Below are 24192 nucleotides of genomic sequence, written 5' to 3' on the forward strand. Positions count from 1 at the left end.
GTCAAAAACACTCGTTGCAACGTGTGTTTTTGACCGGAACGGGTGCTTCTGTCTGTGCCTGCAAAAAGAAGGGGCGCAACCACTTTCGTGGTTGCGCCCCTTACTTTCTATCGACTATTTCTCGGAGTCGCCGGTCTTGGCCAGTTCCACCGGGGTGTCGGGAAGCGCGATCGGCTTCTTCGAACCCTTGAAGGTGAACTTGGCGTCTTCGCCCTCGTCTTCGCCGTCCCAGTTCTCGACGTCGACGAGGATGATCTCGCCTGCACCGATCTCGTTGAACAGGATCTTCTCGGACAGCTGATCCTCGATCTCACGCTGGATGGTGCGACGCAGTGGCCGCGCACCCAGGACCGGATCGAAGCCGCGCTTGGCGAGCAGGGCCTTGGCCTTGTCCGTCAGCTCCAGAGCCATGTCCTTGTTCCGCAGCTGCGTCTCGACGCGGGCGATCATCAGATCGACCATCTTGATGATCTCGTCCTTCGTGAGCTGATGGAACACGATGACGTCGTCGATACGGTTGAGGAACTCGGGCCGGAAGTGCTTCTTGAGCTCGTCGTTGACCTTCTGCTTCATCCGCTCGTAGTTCGAGCCCTCGGCGCCGGACTGGGAGAAGCCCAGACCCACGGCCTTGGAGATGTCGCCCGTACCGAGGTTCGAGGTGAAGATCAGGACGGTGTTCTTGAAGTCGACCGTACGACCCTGACCGTCGGTGAGACGGCCGTCCTCGAGCACCTGCAGGAGCGTGTTGTAGATCTCCTGGTGTGCCTTCTCGATCTCGTCGAACAGCACGACGGAGAACGGCTTGCGGCGCACCTTCTCGGTGAGCTGGCCGCCCTCTTCGTATCCGACGTAGCCGGGAGGGGCACCGAAGAGCCGCGACGCGGTGAACCGGTCGTGGAACTCGCCCATGTCGATCTGGATGAGCGCGTCGTCCTCGCCGAACAGGAAGTTCGCCAGCGCCTTGGACAGCTCGGTCTTACCGACACCGGACGGGCCGGCGAAGATGAACGAACCGGACGGACGCTTGGGGTCTTTCAGACCGGCGCGGGTACGACGGATCGCCTTGGAGACGGCCCTGACCGCTTCGGTCTGGCCGATGATCCGCTTGTGCAGCTCGTCTTCCATACGGAGCAGACGGGTGGTCTCCTCCTCGGTGAGCTTGAAGACGGGGATACCGGTCCAGTTACCGAGGACCTCGGCGATCTCGTTGTCATCGACCTCGGCAACGATGTCCATGTCGCCACTGCGCCACTGCTTTTCACGCTCGGCGCGCTCGGTGACGAGCTGCTTCTCCTTGTCGCGCAGGTTCGCGGCCTTCTCGAAGTCCTGGGCGTCGATCGCCGATTCCTTCTCTTTGCGGGCGTCGGCGATCCGGTCGTCGAACTCGCGCAGGTCTGGCGGTGCGGTCATCCGGCGGATACGCATCCGGGCGCCGGCCTCGTCGATCAGGTCGATCGCCTTGTCCGGCAGGAAGCGGTCGTTGATGTACCGGTCCGCCAGGGTGGCCGCGGCCGTCAGTGCACCGTCGGTGATGGAGACGCGGTGATGCGACTCGTAGCGGTCCCGCAGACCCCGAAGGATCTGGATGGTGTGCTCGACACTCGGCTCGCCGACCTGCACCGGCTGGAACCGGCGCTCGAGTGCGGCGTCCTTCTCGATGTACTTGCGGTACTCGTCGAGGGTGGTCGCACCGATGGTCTGCAGCTCACCGCGGGCGAGCTTCGGCTTGAGGATGCTGGCGGCGTCGATGGCGCCTTCGGCAGCACCTGCGCCGACGAGCGTGTGCAGCTCGTCGATGAACAGGATGATGTCGCCGCGGGTGTTGATCTCCTTGAGAACCTTCTTCAGGCGCTCTTCGAAGTCACCGCGGTAGCGGCTACCGGCAACCAGCGACCCGAGGTCGAGGGTGTAGAGCTGCTTGTCCTTGAGCGTCTCGGGAACATTGCCGTTCACGATCGCCTGGGCCAGGCCCTCGACGACAGCGGTCTTACCGACGCCGGGTTCACCGATGAGCACCGGGTTGTTCTTGGTGCGGCGGCTCAGCACCTGCATGACGCGTTCGATTTCCTTCTCGCGCCCGATGACCGGGTCGAGTTTGCCCTCGGCAGCAGCCGCGGTCAGGTTGCGACCGAACTGATCGAGGACAAGCGAGGTCGACGGCGTACCGGCCTCCGTGCTGCGACCGCCCGTGCCGGCTTCCTGAGGCTCTTTGCCCTGGTAGCCCGAGAGGAGCTGGATGACCTGCTGGCGCACCCGGTTGAGGTCGGCGCCGAGCTTGACCAGCACCTGGGCCGCTACGCCCTCGCCCTCGCGGATGAGGCCGAGCAGGATGTGCTCGGTGCCGATGTAGTTGTGGCCGAGCTGCAGGGCCTCACGCAGCGAGAGCTCGAGGACCTTCTTCGCGCGGGGAGTGAAGGGAATGTGACCGGACGGTGCCTGCTGACCCTGGCCGATGATCTCCTCGACCTGGCTGCGTACGCCTTCGAGCGAGATCCCCAACGACTCGAGCGACTTGGCGGCAACGCCTTCGCCCTCGTGGATCAGACCCAGCAGGATGTGCTCGGTACCGATGTAGTTGTGATTGAGCATCCGCGCTTCTTCTTGAGCCAGGACTACAACCCGACGAGCGCGGTCGGTGAACCGTTCGAACATTGTTCTCCCTTACGTTTCAATGGGTCGAGCACGACCTGCAGCTTCGGGTCCAGTCTGACTGGTCCACAGGCGTCCATCTTCCCAGGGTGGGCCTATGCCGACGGCAACATCCAAACGTCACCCTCAGCGGCCTTGGTCTCAGTCTAATGGCCGCAGGTCACCGGCACCGCAGATGTGTCGGCCTACGCCCCCGGCGGGCCCGGTTTCGGACCCTTTAATCCATCAACACTGCAGCTCGGGCGGGTATTCGCCATGCGATACGCCGTCAGCGAACGCGGTGCAGGTCATTCGATCGTCGTGGACTTAATCAACCGGCGGGTGAAATAGGGCATCTCGCGGCGTGCTTTGCGGGGCTCGGCAGAGCGCTCCCATATAAACCCCGGACTGCGCGGCGATCCCCTGGAAGGATACCCATCATGGCAACCGTCGAGACCACTCTCGGGACCATCGAGTACACATCCGTCGGCCCCGACGACTCCCCTTTACCGCCGGTGCTGTTCATCCACGGCGCGTTGGTCGACGCCGAACTGTGGCGCGACGTCGCAACCGGTCTGGCCACTGCGGGGTTCCGATGTCATCTGCCAACCCTCCCACTCGGTTCACATCGGATTCCGATGAAACTCGATGCGGACTTGAGCCCCGCCGGAATTGCCGGCCTGATCCGCGAATTGATCGTCGGCCTCGACCTCGACGATGTGACGCTCGTCGGCAATGACACCGGGGGTGCACTGTGCCAGTTCACCGTGGACGCCCACGGCGAGAACATCGGGCGGCTGGTGCTCACCAATTGCGACGCCTTCGACACCTTCCCGCCGTTTCCCTTCAATGCCATCTTCTCGCTCTTGAAGGTGCCCGGCGTACTGTCCCCCGCATTGAAGCTGATGCGGTCCAAGGCAATTCGCCACTCACCGGCGGGGTTCGGCCTGTTGGCGAAGGATCTCCCGCCCGACCTCACCGAACGCTGGGTGGCACCGGCCCGCGAATCCGCGCAGATCCGGCGTGACATCAGGAGATTGTTCTCGAACATCCGCCCATCCGAATTGAACAAGGTGACCGGGCGGTTGGGTGCCTTCGACAAACCGGTGACGCTCGTGTGGGGCACCGCAGACAAGTGCTTCACACCCGCCCTCGGCCGACGCCTGGCCGCTCAGTTCCCCAAAGCGCGATTCGCTGAGGTTCCGGGCGCGAGAACATTTGTGTCACTGGATGATCCCGCCGCAGTGGTCGACGAGATCACGAGAATCTCGACGCAATCGCATAACTGACGCCTGCGCGACGCTCAGCCGCAGCGCCGGAGGGCAGGGCTCATCTCGACCAGGCTTCGAACCCCGGCACCCACTCGACTATCGCGTCACCAGACCGGTGACGAGCACCGCCAGTGCACCGGTGTTCACCACCGCCCGGACGATGTTCCACCGCACCCAGGGTTCCTCGAAAGCCACCCGGACCGCGCGTAGGTCGCTGATCCGATCGGGATCTCCGGCTGCGGCGATCTGATTGTTGAGCGGGATGTTGAAGGCGGCGGTGGTGATCAGCGTCAATCCGTAGAGGACCGCGCCTGCCACGATCCACCACAGCAGCCGGTGGTCGCGGTAGAGCACGGCGGCGACCACTGTGAAAGCCAGGCCACCGAAGAAGACCAGCAGGAAGATCGGATTGACGATGGCGACGTTGATCCGTTGCATGACCGCGACAAAAGATCTGTCGTCGACGCGCCGCAGACCTGGCATCACGGCGCAGGCGAAAGCCGAGTACAGCCCGGCCATCAGGCCCACCGCCACCACTCCGAGGACCAGCACCGACTCCCGGACCATCGCCATCACCAAACTCCTTGTATGGACGCCTTTTTCACCACATCGGAGAAGTCGCCGGGTTCGCGTCCGAGGATCTCGAAGACGCCGCCGGTCACCGATTCATTGCGGCCGTCGAACAACGTTCCGAACAGTGCCATCACCATGTCCGCGTACTCCGAGCCGATGCCTTCGGCCAGCATCGCGGCGCGATAGTCGCCATCGGGAACCGTCAGGAATGCGATGTCGCGGCCGAGTATTTCACCGATCTCTGCGGTGGCGTCGGCAAAGCTGAGCAATCGCGGGCCGGTCAGCTCATAAACATGGCCGGCGTGGCCGGTGCCGGTCAGTGCTTCGACGGCGGCGTCGGCGATGTCGTCGGCGTCGATGAACGGCTCACCCACCGGTCCGACGGGCAGCACCACCACACCTTCGCGGATACCGTCGACGAGGAATGCCTCGCTGAAGTTCTGCGCAAACCAGCTGCACCGCAACACTGTTGCGGGGATGCCGGCGCGTAGGACGATCTGTTCACAGGCCTGCGCCTCGGGTTCACCGCGCCCGGACAACAGGACGAGCCGGTCGACACCGGCCTCGCCGGCCGCGGCGACAAAGGCGGTGATGTCGTCGACCGAGGCAGGCACGATCAAATCTGGCTGGTAGGTGATGTAGACCGCGCCTGCACCTTCGAGCGCGGACTTCCAGGTTCCGCGGTCGGTCCAATCAAAATGTGTGGTCGATGTGCGGCTTGCCCGCCGGACCGGCAGACCCGATCGTTCGAGTCGATCTGCCACTCGCCCACCGGTTTTGCCGGTTGCGCCGACAACCAGGACGGGACGTTGATGTCGGGGTGTTGTTGTGTTTGTCATGTGAACCAGTACAGGCGACCAATACGAGCGTTTCCATGGCTTATCCGCTTGATTTCATGTGTAATCGTCTTGTGGATGCGCTTGGCAGTGTGCTCAACGGACCCCGCGCGAAGGATGCGTTCCTGTTGCGGGTGGTGATGTCGCCGCCGTGGTCTGTCCGGATCGAGGACAAGGCTCCGCTGACGGTGGTGGTGACCGTATCCGGGACCGCGGCCATCGCCTTCGACGACGGTGAACAAGCGGACCTGCGTCCCGGCGACGTCGCGATCATCCGCGGCCCGCACCCGTACACCTTCGGCGACGGCAGTTCTGCGACCACCGCGATCATCGGAGAAGGCCAGCACTGCGTCAGCGACGACGGCGCAGAACTGGCCGACGAAATGTGCCTCGGTATCCGCAGTTGGGGCAACAGTGCCGACGGCGAATCCGTGTCGCTGGTCGGCACATACGGCGTGGCAGGCGAGGTGTCCGCCCGACTCCTGAATGCACTCCCCCGACTGATCATCGTGCGTGACAACAGTTCTCCGCTCCTCGGACTCCTCGCGACCGAGATGGTGCGTGACGCCCCTGGACAAGAGGTGATGCTGGATCGACTCCTCGACCTGGTCTTGATCGACTCACTGCGGTCCTGGTTCTCCTCCACCGAGTCGTCGGGGTCGAATTGGATTGCCGCCGAGTCGGATCCGGTGGTGGGACGGGCACTGACCCTGATCCACAACAATCCACAACATCCATGGACCGTCGCCGCGCTCGCGGGGCAGTGCGCGGTGTCGCGAGCCGTGTTGGCCAAGCGGTTCACCGAGCTCGTCGGCGAACCGCCGATGGCCTATCTCACCGAATGGCGCCTGTCGATGGCAGCCGACCTCCTGGCCGGCGGGGACCTCACGCTCGATGCCGTTGCGGCGCAGGTCGGCTACAGCGGCGCCTACGCATTGAGCGCGGCGTTCAAACGAGTTCGGGGTATCAGCCCCCGCGACTACCGCAGGTCCCTGGCGAGCTGAACCCCGTGATTGGATGAGCGACATGCTCAAAGGCCGGCCCGCGCCGGGAATCGGATTCGTCGTGTTCCTGCTGTCGATCATCATGGTGGTCACGGTCGGAGCGGTGTTGGCAATGGATACACCGCCCGAGGACACGTCCGAGTACGAAAGCGGCACGCTCCGGTCGTATCCGAGCGAACCCCGGGAGCGCTGGAGCCTCGACCTCAGCGACATGCGCACGTATGGTTCCGGCGCCACCCCGCTGGTGGCGGGCACCTACCGGGACACCTGGCTGATCTCCTACCCATCGGGTGATGGCACCACCTACCTCGCCATCGATCGCGGTAACGGAGATCGGCTCTGGGCGCAGCCGATCGATGCCGGGCTCGGGAGCTGTGCGCTCAACGACAAAGGTGAGGTCGGCTGCGCGGTGCGTCTGGCAGATCAGCCGGACGGCTTCTACATCGCTGATCTGGAAACCGGAGAACTCGGCTCCGTCTCAGGTCTCGACAACACCCAGGCCGTCACCGGATACGGACCCGACTTTCTGCGGGTCAACAGCTCCGGCTATCAGGTCAGCCGCAATATGGCGGACGGCACAGAGATCTGGGCCCGCACCTTTGCCGGCGCCGCCGCGGTCGAGGTGAACGGCACCGTCGCCATCGTGCGGGCGTCGGACGGCACGCAGCATCTCATCGATCCGGACACCGGCGACGACAGGTTCGGATGCGCATGCGATCTGGTGGTCTATCCGACCGGCATCGCGGCCCAGTTCACCGAGCGCGGTGCCCAGCGAGTCGAGTTCCTTCGCACAGACGGCACCCGGACGTCGAACAACGACAAACAACAACTGGTTTCGGGTCCATCGACTCTTCCGGTCACCACGGGCGCAGGCAGCGAGCAGATCTTCCAGACCCAGGGCACCTACGCCGCGTTCGATCCGCAACAGAAAACGCGGCTGTGGCAGGTCACCGACCCCGAGTTGTCCAAGGTCGGCGCGCGGCCCTGCGGTACGACGGTCGCATTTGCCCGCAAGGACGGCACCCGGTCGGTCCTCGATCTCGTCTCGGCGGACAAATTGGGGGAACTCCCCCGCGGTGAGGCGATGGATCCATCCGCCAACATCGACATCCTCGGCTGCATCGGGCAGGGCGGGAACATCATCGTCTTCGGTGGCAACTCCCAGCTCACGGCCTACGACTTCACCACGGGAGACCTCGCGTGGCAGCGGTCGGTGGTCGGCGGACAGCCTGCTGTGGTCGACGGATACATCGTGCTCGAGGAGGGCACCACACTCTCGCTGCTCGCACCTTCGTAAAAGAGTTCTCGGGTTGGGCGTCGGAAAACCGCCGCTACCGACGACTATGAGGATGTGAGCAGCTCAGCGGGTGGCAACACCCACAACCCGTCCGGTCCCGCGCCGGCAGGTACTGCGCTGCTCGCCCTGTACGACGAGGCATTGCCTGCGGTGTACGGGTACCTGATCCGGCGGGCCGGTGACAAGAACGTCGCGGAGGACGTCACCTCGGACACGTTTCTGGCCGCCATGGACCGGGCGCGAGGCGACGATGCCGTCGATCCGTCGATCCCGTGGCTCATCGGCATCGCACGACACAAACTGGCCGACCACTGGCGCAAGATGCAACGCACGCCGACCCCGGTGGAAGAGATCCCGGACCATCCGGCCGGCGACGAATGGGATGTCCACCTCGACCGAATGCTCGCCGAGTTCACTCTGGCCCGGCTGTCGAGCACCCACCGCGCCGTTCTGACGCTGCGGTACGTCGACGACTGCACCGTTCCGCAGTGCGCCGAACTGCTCGGGCGCACGGTCATGGCCACCGAAGCACTGCTCACCCGGGCCAAGCGGGCGTTCCGCGCGGCCTACCCAGACAACACGATGCCCATCGCGAAGGGAGGCTAGTCATGAACGGACCGAACCCATTTGACCCGTTCACCGTGCTGGCCACAGCCGATGTGCCGGTGTCCCCCGACGCCGACTTCGCACGTCGCCTGCGTACCCGCCTGGAGCGTGGACTCGAACTACCCGAAGGAGTCACCATGAGCACCGACATCGGCTCTGCGCCGTCGGCCGAGAACCTTTCGTCGCAGATCCTCACCACCGTGGAACGTCCCGGGGCCCTGCCCTACCTCACCGTCGCCGATCCGGCCGCGGCCATCGACTGGTACGTCACGAATTTCGGCGCCCGACTGCGGGGCGAACCGATCATGATGGAAGACGGCACCATCGGGCATGCCGAACTCCTCGTCGGCGGCGGCGTGATCTACCTGGCCGGGGAGTTCCCCGATCTGGGACTCAAAGCCCCGCAGCCACAAGCAGTTTCGGTGTCGTTGATGTTGCCGGTGCCGGACACCGACACGGTCATGCGCCGCGCCAGCGACGGTGGCGCGACGGTCCAGCGCGAGCCCTACGAAAACCACGGCGCTCGAACCGGTGTGATCGTCGACCCGTTCGGACATCGATGGATGATCACCGGGCCGGTGACCGGGGCGAAGGTCGAACAGATCCACCGCGGCGACATCGGCTACTGCTCACTGTGGACCACGGACGTCGACCGCACCGCCGCCTTTTACGGGTCGGTCCTGGGCTGGGAGTTCAACGCTGCCACCAACCAGGTCACCAATCTGTCCCATCGCCTCGGGATCTACTCGGTTCCCGGCGATCCGACCATGCTCTGCGTGTACGCAGTCGACGACATCGACGCCGCCCGTTCCGCGATCCTCGAGGCCGGCGGTACACCGAACCAGGTGCAGCAGTTCGGATTCGGCGAGCTACTCGACGCCGTCGACAACCAGGGTGTGGCATTTTCGGTGTACCGGCCGACGGCGCCGGATCCGCGGCCGCCACTGCACGCCACCGCCCACGGCGAGCTCACGTACATGACCCTGTACACACCGGACAGTGAACGGCTTCGCGACTTCTACGGCCGAGTATTGGGATGGACCTTCAACGCCGGGCGCGTCGACGACGGCTGGGAGGTGGACGGCATGCATCCGATGACCGGTATCGCAGGCGGCCAGGATCGTTCGGTGGCGGTCCCGATGTGGGTCGTCGACGACATCGAGGTCGCGGTGCAGCGAGTCCGCGACGGCGGCGGCACCGTAGTCAGTGGACCGTCACAGCAGTCGTACGCCATCTCCGCCGAATGCCTCGACGATCAGGGCGCGCGCTTCTACCTCGGCCAGTACTGAGCTCCCCGCCCCGGCCCCCGCACTCCGATGATGTGCCCTTTTGGCGAACAAAAGCCCAGGTGGGCATCGCCAAAACGGCACATCATCGGGTTCAGGGAGCGAGGAATGCGGCGAGGGCGGCGGAGTACATACCGACATCGGCGCTGCCCATGACCTCACGGGCACTGTGCATCGCCAACTGCGGCGCCCCGACATCGACCGTGTTGAGTCCGGTACGGGTTGCTGTCAGCGGACCGATCGTCGAACCACACGGCAGATCGGCCCGGTGAACGTAACGCTGGAGCGGAACCCCGGCCTTGTCAGCCGCGACCGCGAACAGGGCTTCGCCTGCCGCATCGCTGGCGTACCGCAGGTTCTGGTTCACCTTCAATACCGGGCCGCCGTTGATGGCGATCTGATGTGCCGGCTCGTGGCGCTCGGGATAGTTCGGATGCGTCGCGTGGGCCATGTCGCCCGACGCGCAGGCACTCATCGCCATCGACCGCAGGTAATCTTCCCGAGAACCGCCGCCCGCCAGCACAATTCGTTCGAGCACGGTACCGAGCAGATCCGACGACGCACCACGGTCCGAACCGCTGCCGACCTCTTCATGATCGAAGAGCGCCAGCACAGGGATGGCCGCTGAGGATTCGGATTCGATGGCGTCGATGAGCGCGCGGGTACCGGCGTAACAGGTGCCCTGATTGTCCAGACGCGGTGCACTGACGAGATCGCCGTCGACACCGACGACTCGACTGGGGGCCAGGTCGTGGGTCATCAGTTCCCAGCCGAGGACCTGATCCGGCGCGACATCGGCGCGTGCAGCAATCCATTCCATGAATCCCGGACCGTCGGCGCCGACACCCCAGACGGCATTGACATGGCGCTGCGGATCCAATGACACCCCGCCGCGATCCTCCGAGAGGTGGATCGCCAGCTGCGGGACCCGCAGTATCGGTTCGTCGATCCGGATCAGATGTTCGCGCAGACCGTCGGGCTCACGGATGGCCAGCCGTCCGGAGATCCCGAGGTCACGATCGAGCCAGCTGTTGAGCCAGGCACCGCCGTACTTCTCCAGCCCGACCATTCGCAGTCCGGCCGACCGTAGGTCGGGGTTCTGCTTGACCCGCAGGTTGGGGCTGTCGGTGTGTCCACCGACGATCCGGAAACTGCGACCACGAGCAGTGCTGTCCCACGCGACAAGCGATCCGCCGCGGATCACATAGTGCCGACCCGGCTGCGACGGCCATTGATGCTCTTCTTTCAGTTGCCGAAAGTCGTTTGCTTCCAGAACCTTTGCCACCGATTCACAGACATGGAACGGCGACGGAGAGTCATCGATGAAACTGCAGAGGCCGACAGCATCGGCGGACGTTGTCACCATGTGCGCCTCAGGCGTTGGTGAGCACGGCATCGAGGGCCGAGTAGAACAGGCCCAGACCGTCGTCGCTGGGACCGGTCAATGCTTCTGTCGCGTGCTCGGGATGTGGCATCAGTCCGACGACCTTGCCGTCGGCACTGGAGATACCGGCGATGGACCGCATCGAACCGTTGGGGTTGTCACCGGCGTAGCGGAAGACCACTCGGCCCTCACCCTCGAGCTCGTCGAGCACAGCTTCAGACGCGACGTAACGTCCCTCGCCCGACTTGAGGGGGACCAAGATCTCGGCACCCTGCTCGAAGCGGGAGCTCCAGGCCGAGGTGTTGGACTCGACGCGCAGCCACTGGTCGCGGCACATGAAGTGCAGCCCCTGGTTGCGTGTGAGCGCACCCGGCAGCAGCCCGGCCTCACACAGCACCTGAAAGCCGTTGCAGATACCCAGGACCGGCATACCCTTGCCCGCTGCCTCGACGAGCGAACCCATCACTGGCGCGAATCGGGCGATGGCGCCGGCCCGCAGGTAGTCGCCGTACGAGAATCCACCGGGCACGATCACTGCGTCGACACCCTTGAGGTCGCCGTCACCGTGCCACAGGTCAACCGCTTCGCCGCCTGCCAGGCGCACAGCCCGGGCGGCGTCGACGTCGTCGAGTGTTCCGGGGAACGTGATGACCCCGATCCGCGCTCCGGTCACGACGATGCGCCCTGTACCCGGGTCACCGAGTACTCCTCGATGACGGTGTTCGCCAGGAGCTCGGAGGCGATCCGGTCCAGGGCCTCGTCGTCGACGGAATCGTCGACCTCGAGTTCGAATCGCTTGCCCTGTCGGACATCGGCGACACCGGCGAATCCGAGTCGACCCAGGGCGCCACTGATGGCCTGCCCCTGTGGGTCCAGGATCTCGGCTTTGGGCATGACGTCCACTACGACTCGAGCCACTTCGGAACTCCTCTTCAGCTGCGGTTTGCTGGACGTAACTCTACCGGCTGAGCGCAGGCTTCCCGGCGGGCGGACCCGGATCAGGCAACGCTCCGGGCAGCGAGCGGCTCCAACATCCGGTAGGTCGTCGGCCAAGCTCCTTGCAGCAACGCAAGATCCACGCAATTGATCAGCGAATTGGCCGCGATCGGAGTGTCCAGATGCTTGGCCGCCACCGAGAGCCGGACGATTCCGCCACGGCGGGCCACACGCACAGTGTTTGCGATCAGCAGCCTGCACCACCAGGCGTCGGTCCCGAATCCTTCACCGATGCCGAGGACCCGGGCCCGGAGGCGACGACCGCTGACCAGGTCGTCGATCGAGGCCGGGCCCAGGTCAGTCCGAAAACCGCGACCGGGCAGCGCCTGGCGGGCACCGGGCGAGGAGTTCCATCGGGGTGCGGCAAATATCCGCGTGCGCAGACCCATTCGTTCGAGGACACGGTCCGCGGCGAGTAGTCGCAGGTCTGCCTCATGCGCTCCCAGCACTGCGAACTCGGCGCGCCGCCTGCGAACCGCCGCCTGGTCGTATCCGTGGAGCACGATCGCGTCGTCGCCGGCTCGTCGCTCGCGGAGCCATTCGCAGGTAGCGGCGTCGTCGACCAGCCGGTACCCGCCCGCCAGACGTGGGGCGACCAGCAGCGACACCGGTACGTCTCGTGCGGCGAGCCGCTCGGTGAAGGCCGCGGCCGTCGCCAACGTTTCGGTCCTGATGCCCGAGATGGACACGATCAGTTGTCCCGTCACAGCCATCAGTATCGCAATCGCACATGGTCAGGCGGTTGCACAGAGGTGGATGGTAGGCAAAGTCTTCACTCGGACAACAGGTTCAGTGACGGCGCTCACATCTGCAATTTGCTGTAACGGAACACACATTCCTTGCGTTGGCATCAATAGTTGCGTTGGCATTACCGTTAGCCAGTGTCAACAACAGATGTGGTCGAGCAACCCTCTTCGGAGCGTGCGGAGGTCGACGAGGCCTTCAAGACCGTCCACGATTTCATGTCCCGCCTGATGGCGGCCATGGACGTCGACGCGATGGACGACATCATCGACACCGAGCTGGGATTCACCCATTTCAAAGCTCTGCTGATCCTCAGCCGGCACTGTCGGCCACTCTCGGTCAACGAACTGTCCGACGAGCTACGCCTGTCACTTGCGGCCGCCGGACGTGCAGTCGACAAACTGGTCGGCCTCGAGTTGGTCACCCGACGTGAGGACAAGTTCGACCGCCGCATCAAGCGGGTGTCCCTCACCGACTCCGGCGAGAAAGCAGTTGCCGTCGCAATCGACCGAGGGCAGGATGCGATCCGGAGCCTGGTCACCTCGCTGCCCGGCGACCTGCGGACCAATCTGAACAACGCACTCGTGCCGGTGTTGTCCAGCGATTACCTCGCTCCCTCTCCGTGCGTTGACAACCAGGCGTCCATGTAGAAACTTGCGTCGGCAGCGCCCGACGAAGCGAAGACAACAGTGTTCCAACCCTTTTGCAGAAAGCGTCTCTTTCATGACCTCAACCGACAAGGCCGCGCCGCCAAGTCAAAAGCTCGATCCGTCGATCCTGAAGATTGCCGTGGTCGTGGTGCTGGGCGCCATCATGGCGATCCTCGACACCACCGTTGTGTCGGTGGCACAGAACACATTCCAGGATGAGTTCAGCACCGACCAGGCCGGGGCCGCCTGGACCATCACCGGCTACACCCTGGCGCTGGCCGCCGTGATCCCGCTGTCCAGTTGGGCTGCAGCACGATTCGGCACCAAGAACGTCTACCTGACGTCGCTGGTGCTTTTTGTCATCGGTTCGGCACTGTGTGCGCTGGCCTGGGACATCACGTCCCTGACCGTGTTCCGCGTACTGCAGGGTCTGGGCGGCGGCATGCTGATGCCCGTCGGAATGATGATCCTGACCAAGGCGGCCGGCCCCGCCCGCGTGGGTTCGGTGATGGCCATGCTCGGTATCCCGATGCTGCTCGGCCCGATCATGGGCCCGATCATCGGTGGCGCACTGATCGAATACGCCAGCTGGCACTGGATCTTCCTCATCAACGTGCCGATCGGCATCGTTGCCTTCTTCTACGCGATGGCAGTTCTGCCAGGGCAAGAAGAAAAGGCCCGGCCGACATTCGACTTCCTCGGACTGCTCCTGCTCTCGCCAGGCCTGGCCCTGTTCCTCTACGGCATCTCACTGAGCGCTGAACACGGGACCTTCACCGACACCCCGGTCTGGCTCACCGCCACCGTCGGCCTGTTGCTGATGATCGCGTTCGTCTTCCACGCGCTGCGGCACAAGAATCCGCTGCTCGATCTGCGTCTGTTCAAGAACAGCAAGCTCTCGATGGCCGTGATCACCATGACGTTCTTCATGATCGCGTTCCTCGGCGCCGCTCTGCTGTTCCCGCAGTACTACATCGGTGTGCGCGGCGAGTCGACTCTGATGACCGGGTTGTTGCTGGCACCACAGGGTCTGGGCGCAATGCTGACCATGCCGATGTCCGGCAAACTGACCGACCGGCAGGGTCCGGGCAAGCTCGTCATGGGTGGCATCGTCCTGATCGCACTTGGCATGGGCTTCTTCATATTCCTCGGTGCGGACACCTCGTTCTGGCTGCTGAGTATCGCTCTGTTCGTTCAGGGTCTCGGTATGGGTATGACGATGATGCCGATCATGTCGGCCGCGTTGGCAACACTGTCGGACAAGCAGGTTCCCGACGGTTCAACGCTGATGAATGTGGTTCAGCAAGCCGCCGGTTCCATCGGCACCGCGATCACCTCGGTGCTCCTGGTCAACAACCTCAAGGACGCAGAGACCCTGAGCGAGGCGGCAGATGGCTTTGCCAGCACCTTCATCGTGGTCACGGTCCTGATCGCACTCTGCTTCATCCCGGCGTTCTTCTTGCCCCGCAAGCCAATCGCCAAGCCCACCGATGCCGAAGGGCAGCCGGTGCCGGTGATGATGCACTAGCGATATCCGGTTCCACAAAAGCAGCGCCGCCCGAGAGATTCTCCCGGGCGGCGCTGCTGCTTTGTCAGGTTGTGGCGCAGGTCAGACGGCGCCGGTCTGCCGCAGGACCCAGGCGTACTCGAAAGCAACCTCTTCCCACTGCTTGTAGCGTCCGCTGACCCCACCGTGGCCGGCCTTCATCTCCGTCTTCAGCAGGATCGGGGCATCGCCGGTCGTGTTGGCCTGAAGTCGGGCAACCCATTTGGCCGCCTCGGTGAACAGCACCCGGGTGTCGTTGAGCGAGGTGACCACCAGGATCTCGGGGTACGGCAATGCTTCGACGTTCTCATACGGCGAATACGACCGCATGTAGTCGTAAACCTCTTTGTCGGCGAGAGGATTTCCCCATTCGTCCCATTCGATGACCGTCAACGGGAGCGACGGATCGAGGATGGACGTCAGCGGATCGACAAACGGCACCACGGCCAGGATTCCGTTGAACAGTTCCGGTGCCATGTTGGCGACCGCACCGACCAGCAGTCCGCCTGCACTGCCGCCCTCGCCCACGAGGTGATCGGTGTCGGTCACACCGGTGTCGATGAGATGCTGTGCCGCGGCGACGAAATCGGTGAAGGTGTTCTTCTTCGTCAGGGTCTTGCCGTTGTCGTACCAGTGGCGTCCCATCTCACCACCGCCGCGAATGTGAGCGACCACGAATACGACGCCGCGGTCGAGCAGTGACAGCCGCGAGATCGAAAAGCCCGGGTCGTTGCTCGATTCGTACGAGCCGTAGCCGTACAGCAGCGTCGGGGCGGGCCCGGAATCAGCGCCGCGCCTGCGGATCACCGACAACGGGATCTTGGTGCCGTCAGGTGCGGTGGCCCAGTCCCGGCGTTGCTCGTAGTCGGCCGGATTGAAGTCACCGAGCACCTGCTGCCGCTTGAGCAGCGTCCGCTCACCTGTTGCGACGTCGAGATCGAAGATCTCGGTGGGGTTGATGAAACTCGTGTAGCCGATGCGAAGGCGTGGAGCCGCCCACTCGGGGTTGGCCCCGAGCCCGGCCGAGTACAGCTCCTCGTCGAAGGTGACCTCGGTGAACACGGGTTCGCCGGTTGTCAGTGGAGCGATCGAGAGTCGCGGCAGCGCTTCACGGCGGTAACTCAGGACCAGTTGTCCGGCAAAGGCGTCGACATCCTCGAGGCGCACCTCGGTGTCGTGTGGAACCAGGATGCGTGTGGCCGTGGGGTCGCTGATCGGGGCCTCGAGCAATTCGAAGTTCTCGGCATTTGCGTTGTGCAGGATCAGGAAACGATCCTGATCTTCGATGACGGCATGTTCGACGCCGTACTCGACGCCCTCTTCGCGCGGCCACACCACCGTGAACTCGCCGGTGGGATCTCCGGCGTCGAGGACCCAGACCTCCGAGGTGATCTTCGACCCGACCGTGATCATCAGGTACTTGTCGCTGCGGGTGCCGCCGATACCCACCCAGTACTGCTCGTCCGGTTCGTGGAACACCTTGACGTCGGGGGTGCCTGCACCCAGATCGTGCCGCCAGACCGTATCGGGGCGCCATGCCTCGTCAACGGTCTGATAAAAAACGTGACGGCCGTCGAGCGACCACAGCGCACCGGGCGCCGTGTCGGTGATCTCATCGGCGAGCAGGTCGCCGGTACGAAGGTCCTTGAACCGCATCGTGTACCGCTCGTCACCGGTGCTGTCGACGCTGTAGGCCAGCAGCGTGCCGTCCTCGCTGACCGACAACGCGCCCAGACTGAAGAAGTCGGTGCCCTCGGCCTCGACGTTCGAGTCGAGCAGGATCTCTTCACCCGGAACGGGCTGTCCGGGCTCGACTTCCGGTGGCGTCCAGTCGTCCGGGCCACTGATCGGGCACCGGGCGCTCAGCGAATACTGCTTGCCTTCCTCGGTGCGGGCGTAATACCAGTACTGGCCCCGCCGCGTGGGCACCGACATGTCGGTTTCCTGTGTGCGACTTTTGATCTCGGAGTAGATGTCGGCCCGCAGATCGGCGAGTTCAGCTGTCTGGGCAGCGGTGTACTCGTTCTGTTGCTCCAGGAACGCGATGACCTCGGGATCCTCTTTGTCACGCAACCACTCGTACTGGTCGATCACGGTCTCACCGTGATGGGTGCGCTCGAATGGAATCTGTTTTGCGACGGGCGGCACGATGGCTTCGGAATCCTGCGAGGTGTCGGTCACTGCTCTCCTTTCGGCCAGTCATCGAATGACAGGCCTGAAATACGTTCGTACGCTTCGATGTAGCGGGCGCGAGTGCGTTGCGCGATGTCGTCGGGCAGTGCCGGTGGCGGTGTGTCGCCCGCTCGGTCCCAACCGGATTCGGGGCTCAGCAGCCAGTTGCGGACGATCTGTTTGTCGAAACTCGGCTGCACCTGGCCCGGGGTGTAGGTCTTCGCATCCCAGTAGCGCGAGCTATCCGGGGTGAGCACCTCGTCGGCGAGTACCACGGCGCCGTCGTCGTCGAGGCCGAACTCGAACTTGGTGTCGGCCAGGATGATTCCGCGCTGCGCCGCCAACTCCGAGCCGCGCGAGTAGATGTCGAGGGTCAGGTCCCGCAGGCGGACCGCCAACTCTTCGCCGACGGTGGCCACGACCGCATCGAAGCTGACGTTCTCATCGTGCTCGCCGATGTCCGCCTTGGATGCCGGTGTGAAGATGGGTTCGGGCAGTTTGCTCGACTCCCCCAGCCCGGCGGGGAGTTCGATCCCGCAAACCGATCCTGTGGCGTTGTAGTCGAGCAGTCCCGACCCGGTCAGGTATCCGCGGGCGACGCATTCGACGGGCAACATGTCGAGCTTCTTGACCACCAGCGCCCGGCCGAGCAACTCCGCCGGGATCCGGGGATCCTCGGGCCCACCCGCGAGGTGATGCGGAACGCCCAGTGCGCCGAAGTAGTAGACGCTCATGGCGGTCAGGATGCGACCTTTGTCGGGGATCGGCGTCGACAAGATGTGGTCGAAGGCCGAGATCCGGTCCGAGGCGACCATCAGCATGGTGCCCTCGTCGATCGAATAGAGGTCCCGCACCTTCCCGGCTGCGAGATGTTCATAGGAGTCCAGAGCAGGGCGCATATCTGTAGAGGTTAGTGGCCCGACCATCGCCCGCCGTTGTCAGGTGCCCGGGCGATGTGATCATCAGGACCCGATCGCCCTTTGGCGCATCCACCCTGTTCCCGGGGCCGACTGCGACAATGACCCGGTGATTGAATCGAAAGCTGCCGTCACCATCACCTACTGCACACAGTGCAACTGGGTCCTGCGGGCGTCTTGGATGGCCACCGAACTGCTCAACACCTTCGGCACCGAACTCGGCTCGGTCACGCTGATTCCAGGCACGGGCGGTGTGTTCCACATCGAGGTCGACGGCACGCTGATCTGGGAGCGCAAGCGTGACAATGGCTTCCCCGACATCGTCACCCTCAAGAAGCTCGTCCGGAATATTGCGGTTCCAGATTGGAACCTCGGCCACGCGGACGGCGTCAGCGCCGACTGACACCTGTCAGGACTCGCCTCGCACTCCCGCGGGCGCAGCGCCGGGAAATCTGGTCTCGAAGTCGAGTACACCCACCCAGGACGGCGTCACCGCGATCCGGTGCATCGTCGCGCCGTCTGCCCGAAGTCCGGCGAAGTACGCGTCGGCGGCCTCGGCGGGCATGCCGCGACGCATCATGAGTTCGTACTCGGGCACCAGGCCGTCGACATCGGTCACCACGGCTTTCCCACGGATCTGCAAGACGTGCGGCCGCTCCTCGGCGGTGTCGATCGTCAGCGCCACCGCCGGCCGCCGGCGCAGCGCCCGCACTTTCGCGGCACCCGTGAACGTCGCCATCACCAGTTCGGTGCCATTCCACCAGTGGTTTATCGGCAGCACCCGGGGAGTGCCATCGGATGCGGTGTAGGCCAGCCGCGCCGGGATGTCCATGTGCAGCAGTTCTTGCGCCACCTCCGTCTCGAGGAGCGCCGGATCACCTTGCGCCAGGACCGTACTCATGACGTCGCCACCAGAGACTCCAGCTTGTTGAAGCTGCTGTTCCAGCCGCCTCTGGCGCCGTCGTCCGGACTCAGTGGCCCGGGGGCGAGGAAATGGAAGGTCATGGTGGTCGTGCCCGGTGCAGACTCGGCAAAGTTCACCGTGATGGTCGAGAAGCTGCCAGGGGTCGTCGGATCGCCCCACGTGAACACCAACCGGTCCGGACGGACGACCTCCTGATAGACCCCGCTCGACGAGTGCTCGGTGCCGTCGGGCAGCACCATCACCCCTCCGTACTCACCACCCGGCCGGGCCTCGCCGTACATACGATCGCGGGGCATCGTCACACCCTCCGGGCCCATCCACTGGGCTGCCTGGTCGCTGTCGACCCAGGCGTCGAACACCACTTCCGGCCGGGCCGCGAACTCGCGGATGATCGTGAACTCTCGAGTTGCCGTGTCTGTCATGACTTCTCCTCCGTGTTGCCGGACTCGGTGATCCGGTTGATGTGCTGTTCGAGTCGAACGAAGCTGTCTTCCCAAAAGCGGCGGTAGTCGCCGAGCCACGCGCTCGCCTGCTGCAAGGGCCTGGCTTCGAGCGAACACGGACGCCACTGGGCGTCACGCCCGCGGGAGATGAGACCGGCCCGCTCCAGCACCTTCAGATGTTTGGATACCGCGGCCAGGCTCATGTCGAACGGTTCGGCAAGCGCGGACACCGTTGCCGGGCCGTCAGCCAGTCGCTCCAGCAGTGCCCGCCGCGTCGGATCGGCGAGCGCTCCGAACACGGCGCTGAGTTGATCGGCCACTTGTACACGCCTCGGCTTTCCACCCTGTCGGGTTATTCAACCTATTGGTTATCAACCAATGAGTTGAATAGTAGTCCGAGCCGTCAATTCGTCAACCCCTGATTGCCCGGCCGGTCCCGCCTGTGCCGAGAACGCCCTGATACCTGTCAAATAAGAAGGCACCGAGGGAGATCTACCCTCGGTGCCTTGCTATAGGACGGTTTCCAGGGATGTAACTAGAGAATCGGCGACGGCGCGTATCCGGCGGCGTCCGGGTACTGGGCGACCAACTCGGCGACCTGCGCGACCACTTCGGCGACCTGATGCTCGGCGGCACCGATGAAGGCCGACTTGTCGGCGAGTGCGGCGTCGAGTGCTGCCCGATCCAGCGGCAGACGGTCGTCGGCGGCAAGCCGGTCGAGCAGGTCGGGCTCGCGGCCGTCTTCCCGCATCGCGAGCGCCACGGCCACCGCGTTCTCCTTGATCGCCTCATGGGCGACCTCGCGTCCGACCCCGGCACGCACTGCTGCCATCAACACCTTGGTGGTGGCGAGGAACGGCAGATAGCGGTCGAGTTCCTTGGAGATCACCGCGGGGTACGCACCGAACTCGGCGAGAACGGTCAGGAAGGTTTCCATCAGACCGTCGATGGCAAAGAACGCATCCGGCAGCGCGACGCGACGGATCACGGAGCAGAACACGTCGCCCTCGTTCCACTGGGCGCCCGCGAGTTCGGCGGCCATCGACCCGTATCCACGCAGGATGACCTGCAAGCCGTTGACCCGCTCACAGCTACGGGTGTTCATCTTGTGCGGCATCGCCGAACTGCCGACCTGTCCGGGCTGGAAGCCCTCGGTCACCAGTTCGTGCCCGGCCATCAGCCGGATGGTCTGCGCCAGCGACGACGGTCCGGCAGCCACCTGCACCAGCGCCGAGACCACATCGTGGTCGAGCGAGCGCGGGTAAACCTGGCCCACCGACGTCAATGACTTCGAAAAGCCAAGGTGCTGAGCAACTTTTGACTCCAGCTCCGACAGCTTCTCCACGTCGCCGTCGAGAAGGTCGAGCATGTCCTGACTGGTGCCCATCGGGCCCTTGATGCCACGCAGCGGGTACCGGTTGATCAACTCGCGCAGACGGGTCAAGGCGATCAGCAACTCATCGGCGGCGGAAGCAAAACGCTTACCCAGCGTCGTCGCCTGCGCGGCGACGTTGTGGCTGCGTCCGGCCATCACCACCGACGAGTACTCCGCGGCGCGATCGGCCAGCCGGGCCGCGGTGGCCACACCATGGGCATGAACGTGTTCGAGGGAGCGCAGGATCTGCAGCTGTTCCACGTTCTCGGTGAGGTCGCGGCTGGTCATGCCCTTGTGGATCTGCTCGTGTCCGGCGAGCGCGTTGAACTCCTCGATCCGAGCCTTCACATCGTGTCGGGTGACCCGTTCGCGCTCCGAGATCGACTCCAGATCGATCTGGTCGAGCACCCGCTCGTAGTCGGCGATGGCCTCAGGCGGAACATGGATACCGAGTTCGCGCTGGGCCTTCAGGACCGCGACCCAGAGCTGACGCTCCAGCACGATCTTGTACTCGGCCGACCACAACCTCACCAGGTCGGCGGACGCGTAACGCGCGGCCAGAACGTTGGATACGCGGGGCTTGGTCAGGTTTTGCTCGGTATCAGACACCGGTACATTATGCCCCGCCGCGAAACGTCCTCCGCAGCCACTGCAGGTCAGCCCACCGCGACCGGTGTCACCGGCGCTACGTGGTCGATGACCTCGGACAGCGCAAACTTCGCCGCGGACACAACATCTGCGACCGAATCGGCCAGTGCCCCGATCACCACACCGTCCTCGACGGCCATCAGTTGCGCGATCCCGGACAGGTCGGTGCTGCGTCCGGACTTCTCCAGGACATCGAAGTGGACATTCCGGATCCGGTTCCGATGGTCGGCGAGTATCTGGTGCAGCCGCGGCATCCGTGCACACAGAATCACCGTTTCGTACCGGCAGGTCAGGGCGGTCCGTGGCGTGTTGTCCCCGACGAACACCTCGGCGAGCGCTTCGGCGGTCGCCTCGGCACCCCGCCGCCGCCGCGGTAGCGCCCGGCTCCGCGCGGCGATCGCGGTCTGGTCGTCGTCGCAGACATGCTCGACGGCTTCGGCGACCAGATCTTCGAGACAGGCGAAGTAATAGGTTGTCGACGCCAGCGGCAACCCCGCCCGATCGGCGACCGCACGATGTCGGACCGAGTCAAAACCACCCTCCAATAGCAACTCTCCCGCGGCGGTGATCAGCAGCGCCCTGCGCCGCGCACCTTTAGGAGTTCCTGCGGAGTTCACCCCGCCATGGTGGCAAAGGCCGCGCGACGATGGGTCATTTCGGCCAAATACCGGCTGCAGACCGGCATTTGCGCTAGAACACCGGGGCTAGGCGCTCCAGTGCCAGCGCGATGTCTTCTGTGGCGCCTGCGAAACTCATCCGGACAGTCCGATTTCCGTGGCGGGTATCGAAATCGAGCCCGGGTGCCATCGCCACTCCGGTCTGTTCGAGCACTCCCTCGCACCAGCCCAGCGAATCGTCGGTGCGATCACCTAGGTCGGCGTACACGTAGAACGCTCCGTCCGGCGGGGCGATGTCGTCGATACCCAGATCGGCCAACCCCCCGAGCAAAAGCTCCCGATTCCTGGCATACCGCGTCACGTGACCATCGAGCTCGACCTTCGACTCCGGACCGAATGCGGCAACCGCCGCGTACTGACTGATGGCAGGCGCGCAGATCGTCAGATTGGCCGTCAACCGCTCGACCGGGCGGCGCAGCGGCGCGGGCACCAGCATCCAGCCGAGCCGCCATCCGGTCATGCTGAAGTACTTCGACACCGATCCCATCACGACCGATTGCCGTGACGTGTTCCAGGCACACGATGTCTCCCGGCCATAGCTGATGCCGTGGTAGATCTCGTCCGAGATCAGCAGTGTGCCGTGGGCGTCGCACCAGCGCGCAAGGTCCGCCAATTCAGCCGGATCCAGGATCGTCCCGGTCGGATTGGCCGGGCTCGCGACGATCAAACCCGCAGGCGGCCGGTCCAGCGCTTCGAGCATCGCCACCGTCGGCTGGAACCTCGTCTGTGGCCCACAATCGAGTTCGACGACCTCACAACCCAATGCCGCCAATGTATTTCGGTAGGCGGGATAGCCGGGACGAGCCATCGCGACGGTGTCCCCGGCGTCGAACGCGGCCAGGAAGATCAGCGTGAACGCACCTGACGATCCGGTGGTCACCACCACGTCGTCGGGTTCGACCGGAACGTCGTAGCGCTCGCGGTAGTGGCCGGCGATCGCTTCGCGCAACGGCGCGATCCCCAACGACTCGGTGTAGCCGAGCAAGGATTCGCCCAGCGCCTTTTTGGTGGCTGCCAGGACCGGGACCGGGGCCGACGTCGACGGCTGACCGGCCGCAAGCGAGATGACGTCGAGGCCACGGGCCCGCCGCGCAGCGATCGCGGCCTGCACGTCCATCACGTGAAACATGTCGACTTGAGATCGTTGAGATTGCGAACGCATACCTCGAAACTATCTGCTCCCGCCCGGTCCCGATCGATCAACCGCATCGACTGACATTCACGTGCCGCTCACAGGTACCGTTGTCTCGCAATGACTACCTCCGCGAACCGGGCGCCCTCACCTGGGTCCACCGGCAACCCTCCCACCCGCGGCGGCCCCGTGACCGGCCGTCGCGCCTTGCTGGGTGCCGGACTCGCGGTCGGCGCCCTCGGATTGCTGTCGGCATGCTCGGACGAAGAGCAGAAGCGAGTCGCCCCGCAAGCGGTGCGCGCGGATCAACCTTCGACCCGGCCGCAGGAGGCCACCGCCCCCGTCGGCACGGCGGAAATCTTCACCGGTAGTTTCGAATCGGCGAAGATGCTCGGACGCCAGACGAACTGGATGGTGGCCCGGCCTGCCGGGGTGACCGGCGAACTCCCGGTTGTTGTGGTCCTTCACGCGCTGAACACCGATCAACGCGCTGCGTTCACGGGCGGACTCGAGATGCAGAACCTGATGCAGGACTGGGCAAGCCAGGGCAACGCCCCGTTTGCGCTGGCCTCCGTGGACGCCGCCCGCAGCTACTACCACCCGCGGACCGACGGCACCGACGGCGGCGCGATGGTGCTCGACGAGTTCCTCCCGATACTCGAAGGCGACCCGGAGCTGGGTCTACGCACCGATCGCATCGGCTTGTTCGGCTGGTCGATGGGCGGATACGGCGCACTGCGTCTGGGTGCGATGCTCGGCGCTCCACGCGTTGCTGCGATCGCTGTCAGCTCACCAGCATTGTGGGGCGACCCCGCGAACTTCCCACCCCGCGCGTTCGACAGCACCGCCGACTACCAAGCCAATTCCCTCTTCGGACAACAGGATTCGTTCACCCAGATACCACTGTTGATCGAATGCGGATCCAGCGACCAGTTCTTCACCTACACGCGCCAGTGGATGGCAGGCCTGCGGCCACCGCCGGCGTTCGGGACATCGCCGGGTGGACACACCAACCGCTACTGGCGGGGTGTCCTGCCCGGACAGATCGCCTTCCTCGGTCGCAATCTCGCGGACTGACGCAC

24 protein-coding genes are annotated in these 24192 nt (G+C 64.5%); 9 read left to right on the top strand and 15 right to left on the bottom strand.

Annotation, left to right across the window (positions count from 1 at the left end; all coding sequences use genetic code 11):
- Positions 1-114: 114 nt before the first annotated feature.
- Complete coding sequence (locus AC1TQG_RS23730; protein WP_482140831.1) at positions 115-2652, bottom strand: ATP-dependent Clp protease ATP-binding subunit; 2538 nt, start codon at positions 2650-2652, stop codon at positions 115-117.
- Positions 2653-3068: 416 nt separating this feature from the next.
- Here AC1TQG_RS23730 and AC1TQG_RS23735 point away from each other — a divergent pair, with 416 nt between their 5' ends.
- The gene (locus AC1TQG_RS23735) at positions 3069-3917 is read left to right on the top strand and encodes an alpha/beta fold hydrolase (RefSeq protein ID WP_482140833.1); all 849 of its coding nucleotides are present in this window, start codon (positions 3069-3071) and stop codon (positions 3915-3917) included.
- Positions 3918-3995: 78 nt separating this feature from the next.
- On the opposite strand, the gene AC1TQG_RS23740 is transcribed toward AC1TQG_RS23735, so the two are convergent.
- Positions 3996-4472 carry an anthrone oxygenase family protein gene (locus AC1TQG_RS23740; RefSeq protein WP_482140835.1) on the bottom strand — a complete coding sequence of 159 codons (477 nt, stop codon included), beginning with the start codon at positions 4470-4472 and terminating at the stop codon, positions 3996-3998.
- Complete coding sequence (locus AC1TQG_RS23745) at positions 4472-5311, bottom strand: NmrA family NAD(P)-binding protein (RefSeq protein WP_482140837.1); 840 nt, start codon at positions 5309-5311, stop codon at positions 4472-4474. Before AC1TQG_RS23745 ends, AC1TQG_RS23740 begins: the two co-directional genes overlap by 1 nt.
- Before the next feature lie 71 nt (positions 5312-5382).
- On the opposite strand from AC1TQG_RS23745, the gene AC1TQG_RS23750 reads away from it, so the two are divergent.
- The 4 genes from AC1TQG_RS23750 (at position 5383) to AC1TQG_RS23765 (ending at position 9504) form a co-directional block, all read left to right on the top strand.
- Complete coding sequence (locus AC1TQG_RS23750; RefSeq protein WP_482141449.1) at positions 5383-6312, top strand: AraC family transcriptional regulator; 930 nt, start codon at positions 5383-5385, stop codon at positions 6310-6312.
- Between the two features lie 13 nt (positions 6313-6325).
- Positions 6326-7609, top strand: a complete 1284-nt coding sequence (locus AC1TQG_RS23755; protein WP_482140839.1) for a hypothetical protein — start codon at positions 6326-6328, stop codon at positions 7607-7609.
- Positions 7610-7726: 117 nt separating this feature from the next.
- A complete protein-coding gene (locus AC1TQG_RS23760) occupies positions 7727-8215 on the top strand; it encodes an RNA polymerase sigma factor (RefSeq protein ID WP_482141451.1) in 489 nt (162 codons plus the stop codon).
- A gap of 2 nt (positions 8216-8217) precedes the next feature.
- Positions 8218-9504 (top strand): VOC family protein, encoded by a 1287-nt coding sequence (locus AC1TQG_RS23765; RefSeq protein ID WP_482140841.1) that lies wholly within the window; start codon positions 8218-8220, stop codon positions 9502-9504.
- Positions 9505-9595: 91 nt separating this feature from the next.
- Here the strand turns inward: AC1TQG_RS23765 and AC1TQG_RS23770 are convergent, their stop codons facing one another.
- From AC1TQG_RS23770 to AC1TQG_RS23785, 4 genes are all read right to left on the bottom strand, one after another.
- Positions 9596-10867, bottom strand: a complete 1272-nt coding sequence (locus tag AC1TQG_RS23770) for a M18 family aminopeptidase (protein WP_482140843.1) — start codon at positions 10865-10867, stop codon at positions 9596-9598.
- 7 nt (positions 10868-10874) lie between these two features.
- The gene (gene purQ / locus AC1TQG_RS23775; protein ID WP_482140845.1) at positions 10875-11558 is read right to left on the bottom strand and encodes a phosphoribosylformylglycinamidine synthase subunit PurQ; all 684 of its coding nucleotides are present in this window, start codon (positions 11556-11558) and stop codon (positions 10875-10877) included.
- Positions 11555-11803, bottom strand: coding sequence for a phosphoribosylformylglycinamidine synthase subunit PurS (purS, locus tag AC1TQG_RS23780; RefSeq protein WP_482140847.1), 249 nt, complete (start codon positions 11801-11803; stop codon positions 11555-11557). Before purS ends, purQ begins: the two co-directional genes overlap by 4 nt.
- Before the next feature lie 80 nt (positions 11804-11883).
- On the bottom strand, positions 11884-12588 hold the full coding sequence (locus AC1TQG_RS23785; protein ID WP_482140849.1) for a DUF2334 domain-containing protein: 705 nt from the start codon (positions 12586-12588) through the stop codon (positions 11884-11886).
- 174 nt (positions 12589-12762) lie between these two features.
- Here AC1TQG_RS23785 and AC1TQG_RS23790 point away from each other — a divergent pair, with 174 nt between their 5' ends.
- Positions 12763-13275, top strand: a complete 513-nt coding sequence (locus tag AC1TQG_RS23790) for a MarR family winged helix-turn-helix transcriptional regulator (RefSeq protein WP_482140851.1) — start codon at positions 12763-12765, stop codon at positions 13273-13275.
- Between the two features lie 73 nt (positions 13276-13348).
- A complete protein-coding gene (locus AC1TQG_RS23795) occupies positions 13349-14803 on the top strand; it encodes a DHA2 family efflux MFS transporter permease subunit (protein WP_482140853.1) in 1455 nt (484 codons plus the stop codon).
- An 81-nt stretch (positions 14804-14884) separates the two neighbouring features.
- On the opposite strand, the gene AC1TQG_RS23800 is transcribed toward AC1TQG_RS23795, so the two are convergent.
- Positions 14885-17002, bottom strand: a complete 2118-nt coding sequence (locus AC1TQG_RS23800; protein WP_482140855.1) for a S9 family peptidase — start codon at positions 17000-17002, stop codon at positions 14885-14887.
- The gene (locus tag AC1TQG_RS23805; protein ID WP_482140857.1) at positions 16999-17892 is read right to left on the bottom strand and encodes a phosphoribosylaminoimidazolesuccinocarboxamide synthase; all 894 of its coding nucleotides are present in this window, start codon (positions 17890-17892) and stop codon (positions 16999-17001) included. Before AC1TQG_RS23805 ends, AC1TQG_RS23800 begins: the two co-directional genes overlap by 4 nt.
- Before the next feature lie 127 nt (positions 17893-18019).
- Here AC1TQG_RS23805 and AC1TQG_RS23810 point away from each other — a divergent pair, with 127 nt between their 5' ends.
- The gene (locus tag AC1TQG_RS23810) at positions 18020-18313 is read left to right on the top strand and encodes an Rdx family protein (protein WP_482140859.1); all 294 of its coding nucleotides are present in this window, start codon (positions 18020-18022) and stop codon (positions 18311-18313) included.
- Positions 18314-18319: 6 nt separating this feature from the next.
- On the opposite strand, the gene AC1TQG_RS23815 is transcribed toward AC1TQG_RS23810, so the two are convergent.
- The 6 genes from AC1TQG_RS23815 to AC1TQG_RS23840 form a co-directional block, all read right to left on the bottom strand.
- Complete coding sequence (locus AC1TQG_RS23815) at positions 18320-18811, bottom strand: pyridoxamine 5'-phosphate oxidase family protein (protein WP_482140861.1); 492 nt, start codon at positions 18809-18811, stop codon at positions 18320-18322.
- Positions 18808-19257, bottom strand: a complete 450-nt coding sequence (locus AC1TQG_RS23820; protein ID WP_482140863.1) for an SRPBCC family protein — start codon at positions 19255-19257, stop codon at positions 18808-18810. The genes AC1TQG_RS23815 and AC1TQG_RS23820 overlap by 4 nt, the downstream gene beginning before the upstream one ends.
- A complete protein-coding gene (locus AC1TQG_RS23825; RefSeq protein WP_482140865.1) occupies positions 19254-19598 on the bottom strand; it encodes an ArsR/SmtB family transcription factor in 345 nt (114 codons plus the stop codon). The genes AC1TQG_RS23820 and AC1TQG_RS23825 overlap by 4 nt, the downstream gene beginning before the upstream one ends.
- Before the next feature lie 215 nt (positions 19599-19813).
- Complete coding sequence (gene purB, locus AC1TQG_RS23830; protein ID WP_482141453.1) at positions 19814-21241, bottom strand: adenylosuccinate lyase; 1428 nt, start codon at positions 21239-21241, stop codon at positions 19814-19816.
- A 68-nt stretch (positions 21242-21309) separates the two neighbouring features.
- On the bottom strand, positions 21310-21918 hold the full coding sequence (locus AC1TQG_RS23835) for a TetR/AcrR family transcriptional regulator (protein ID WP_482140867.1): 609 nt from the start codon (positions 21916-21918) through the stop codon (positions 21310-21312).
- 73 nt (positions 21919-21991) lie between these two features.
- Positions 21992-23140 carry an aminotransferase class I/II-fold pyridoxal phosphate-dependent enzyme gene (locus AC1TQG_RS23840; RefSeq protein ID WP_482140869.1) on the bottom strand — a complete coding sequence of 383 codons (1149 nt, stop codon included), beginning with the start codon at positions 23138-23140 and terminating at the stop codon, positions 21992-21994.
- Positions 23141-23230: 90 nt separating this feature from the next.
- On the opposite strand from AC1TQG_RS23840, the gene AC1TQG_RS23845 reads away from it, so the two are divergent.
- Positions 23231-24187 (top strand): alpha/beta hydrolase, encoded by a 957-nt coding sequence (locus AC1TQG_RS23845; protein ID WP_482140871.1) that lies wholly within the window; start codon positions 23231-23233, stop codon positions 24185-24187.
- Positions 24188-24192: the final 5 nt, after the last annotated feature.

This window comes from Williamsia sp. Y844, assembly GCF_056786475.1.

Coding starts and splice junctions, on each gene's coding strand:
- AC1TQG_RS23730 (WP_482140831.1), bottom strand. CDS start 2,652: ATGTTCGAACGGTTCACCGACCGCGCTCGTCGGGTTGTAGTCCTGGCT.
- AC1TQG_RS23735 (WP_482140833.1), top strand. CDS start 3,069: ATGGCAACCGTCGAGACCACTCTCGGGACCATCGAGTACACATCCGTC.
- AC1TQG_RS23740 (WP_482140835.1), bottom strand. CDS start 4,472: ATGGCGATGGTCCGGGAGTCGGTGCTGGTCCTCGGAGTGGTGGCGGTG.
- AC1TQG_RS23745 (WP_482140837.1), bottom strand. CDS start 5,311: ATGACAAACACAACAACACCCCGACATCAACGTCCCGTCCTGGTTGTC.
- AC1TQG_RS23755 (WP_482140839.1), top strand. CDS start 6,326: ATGAGCGACATGCTCAAAGGCCGGCCCGCGCCGGGAATCGGATTCGTC.
- AC1TQG_RS23765 (WP_482140841.1), top strand. CDS start 8,218: ATGAACGGACCGAACCCATTTGACCCGTTCACCGTGCTGGCCACAGCC.
- AC1TQG_RS23770 (WP_482140843.1), bottom strand. CDS start 10,867: ATGGTGACAACGTCCGCCGATGCTGTCGGCCTCTGCAGTTTCATCGAT.
- AC1TQG_RS23795 (WP_482140853.1), top strand. CDS start 13,349: ATGACCTCAACCGACAAGGCCGCGCCGCCAAGTCAAAAGCTCGATCCG.
- AC1TQG_RS23805 (WP_482140857.1), bottom strand. CDS start 17,892: ATGCGCCCTGCTCTGGACTCCTATGAACATCTCGCAGCCGGGAAGGTG.
- AC1TQG_RS23815 (WP_482140861.1), bottom strand. CDS start 18,811: ATGAGTACGGTCCTGGCGCAAGGTGATCCGGCGCTCCTCGAGACGGAG.
- AC1TQG_RS23820 (WP_482140863.1), bottom strand. CDS start 19,257: ATGACAGACACGGCAACTCGAGAGTTCACGATCATCCGCGAGTTCGCG.
- AC1TQG_RS23840 (WP_482140869.1), bottom strand. CDS start 23,140: ATGCGTTCGCAATCTCAACGATCTCAAGTCGACATGTTTCACGTGATG.
- AC1TQG_RS23845 (WP_482140871.1), top strand. CDS start 23,231: ATGACTACCTCCGCGAACCGGGCGCCCTCACCTGGGTCCACCGGCAAC.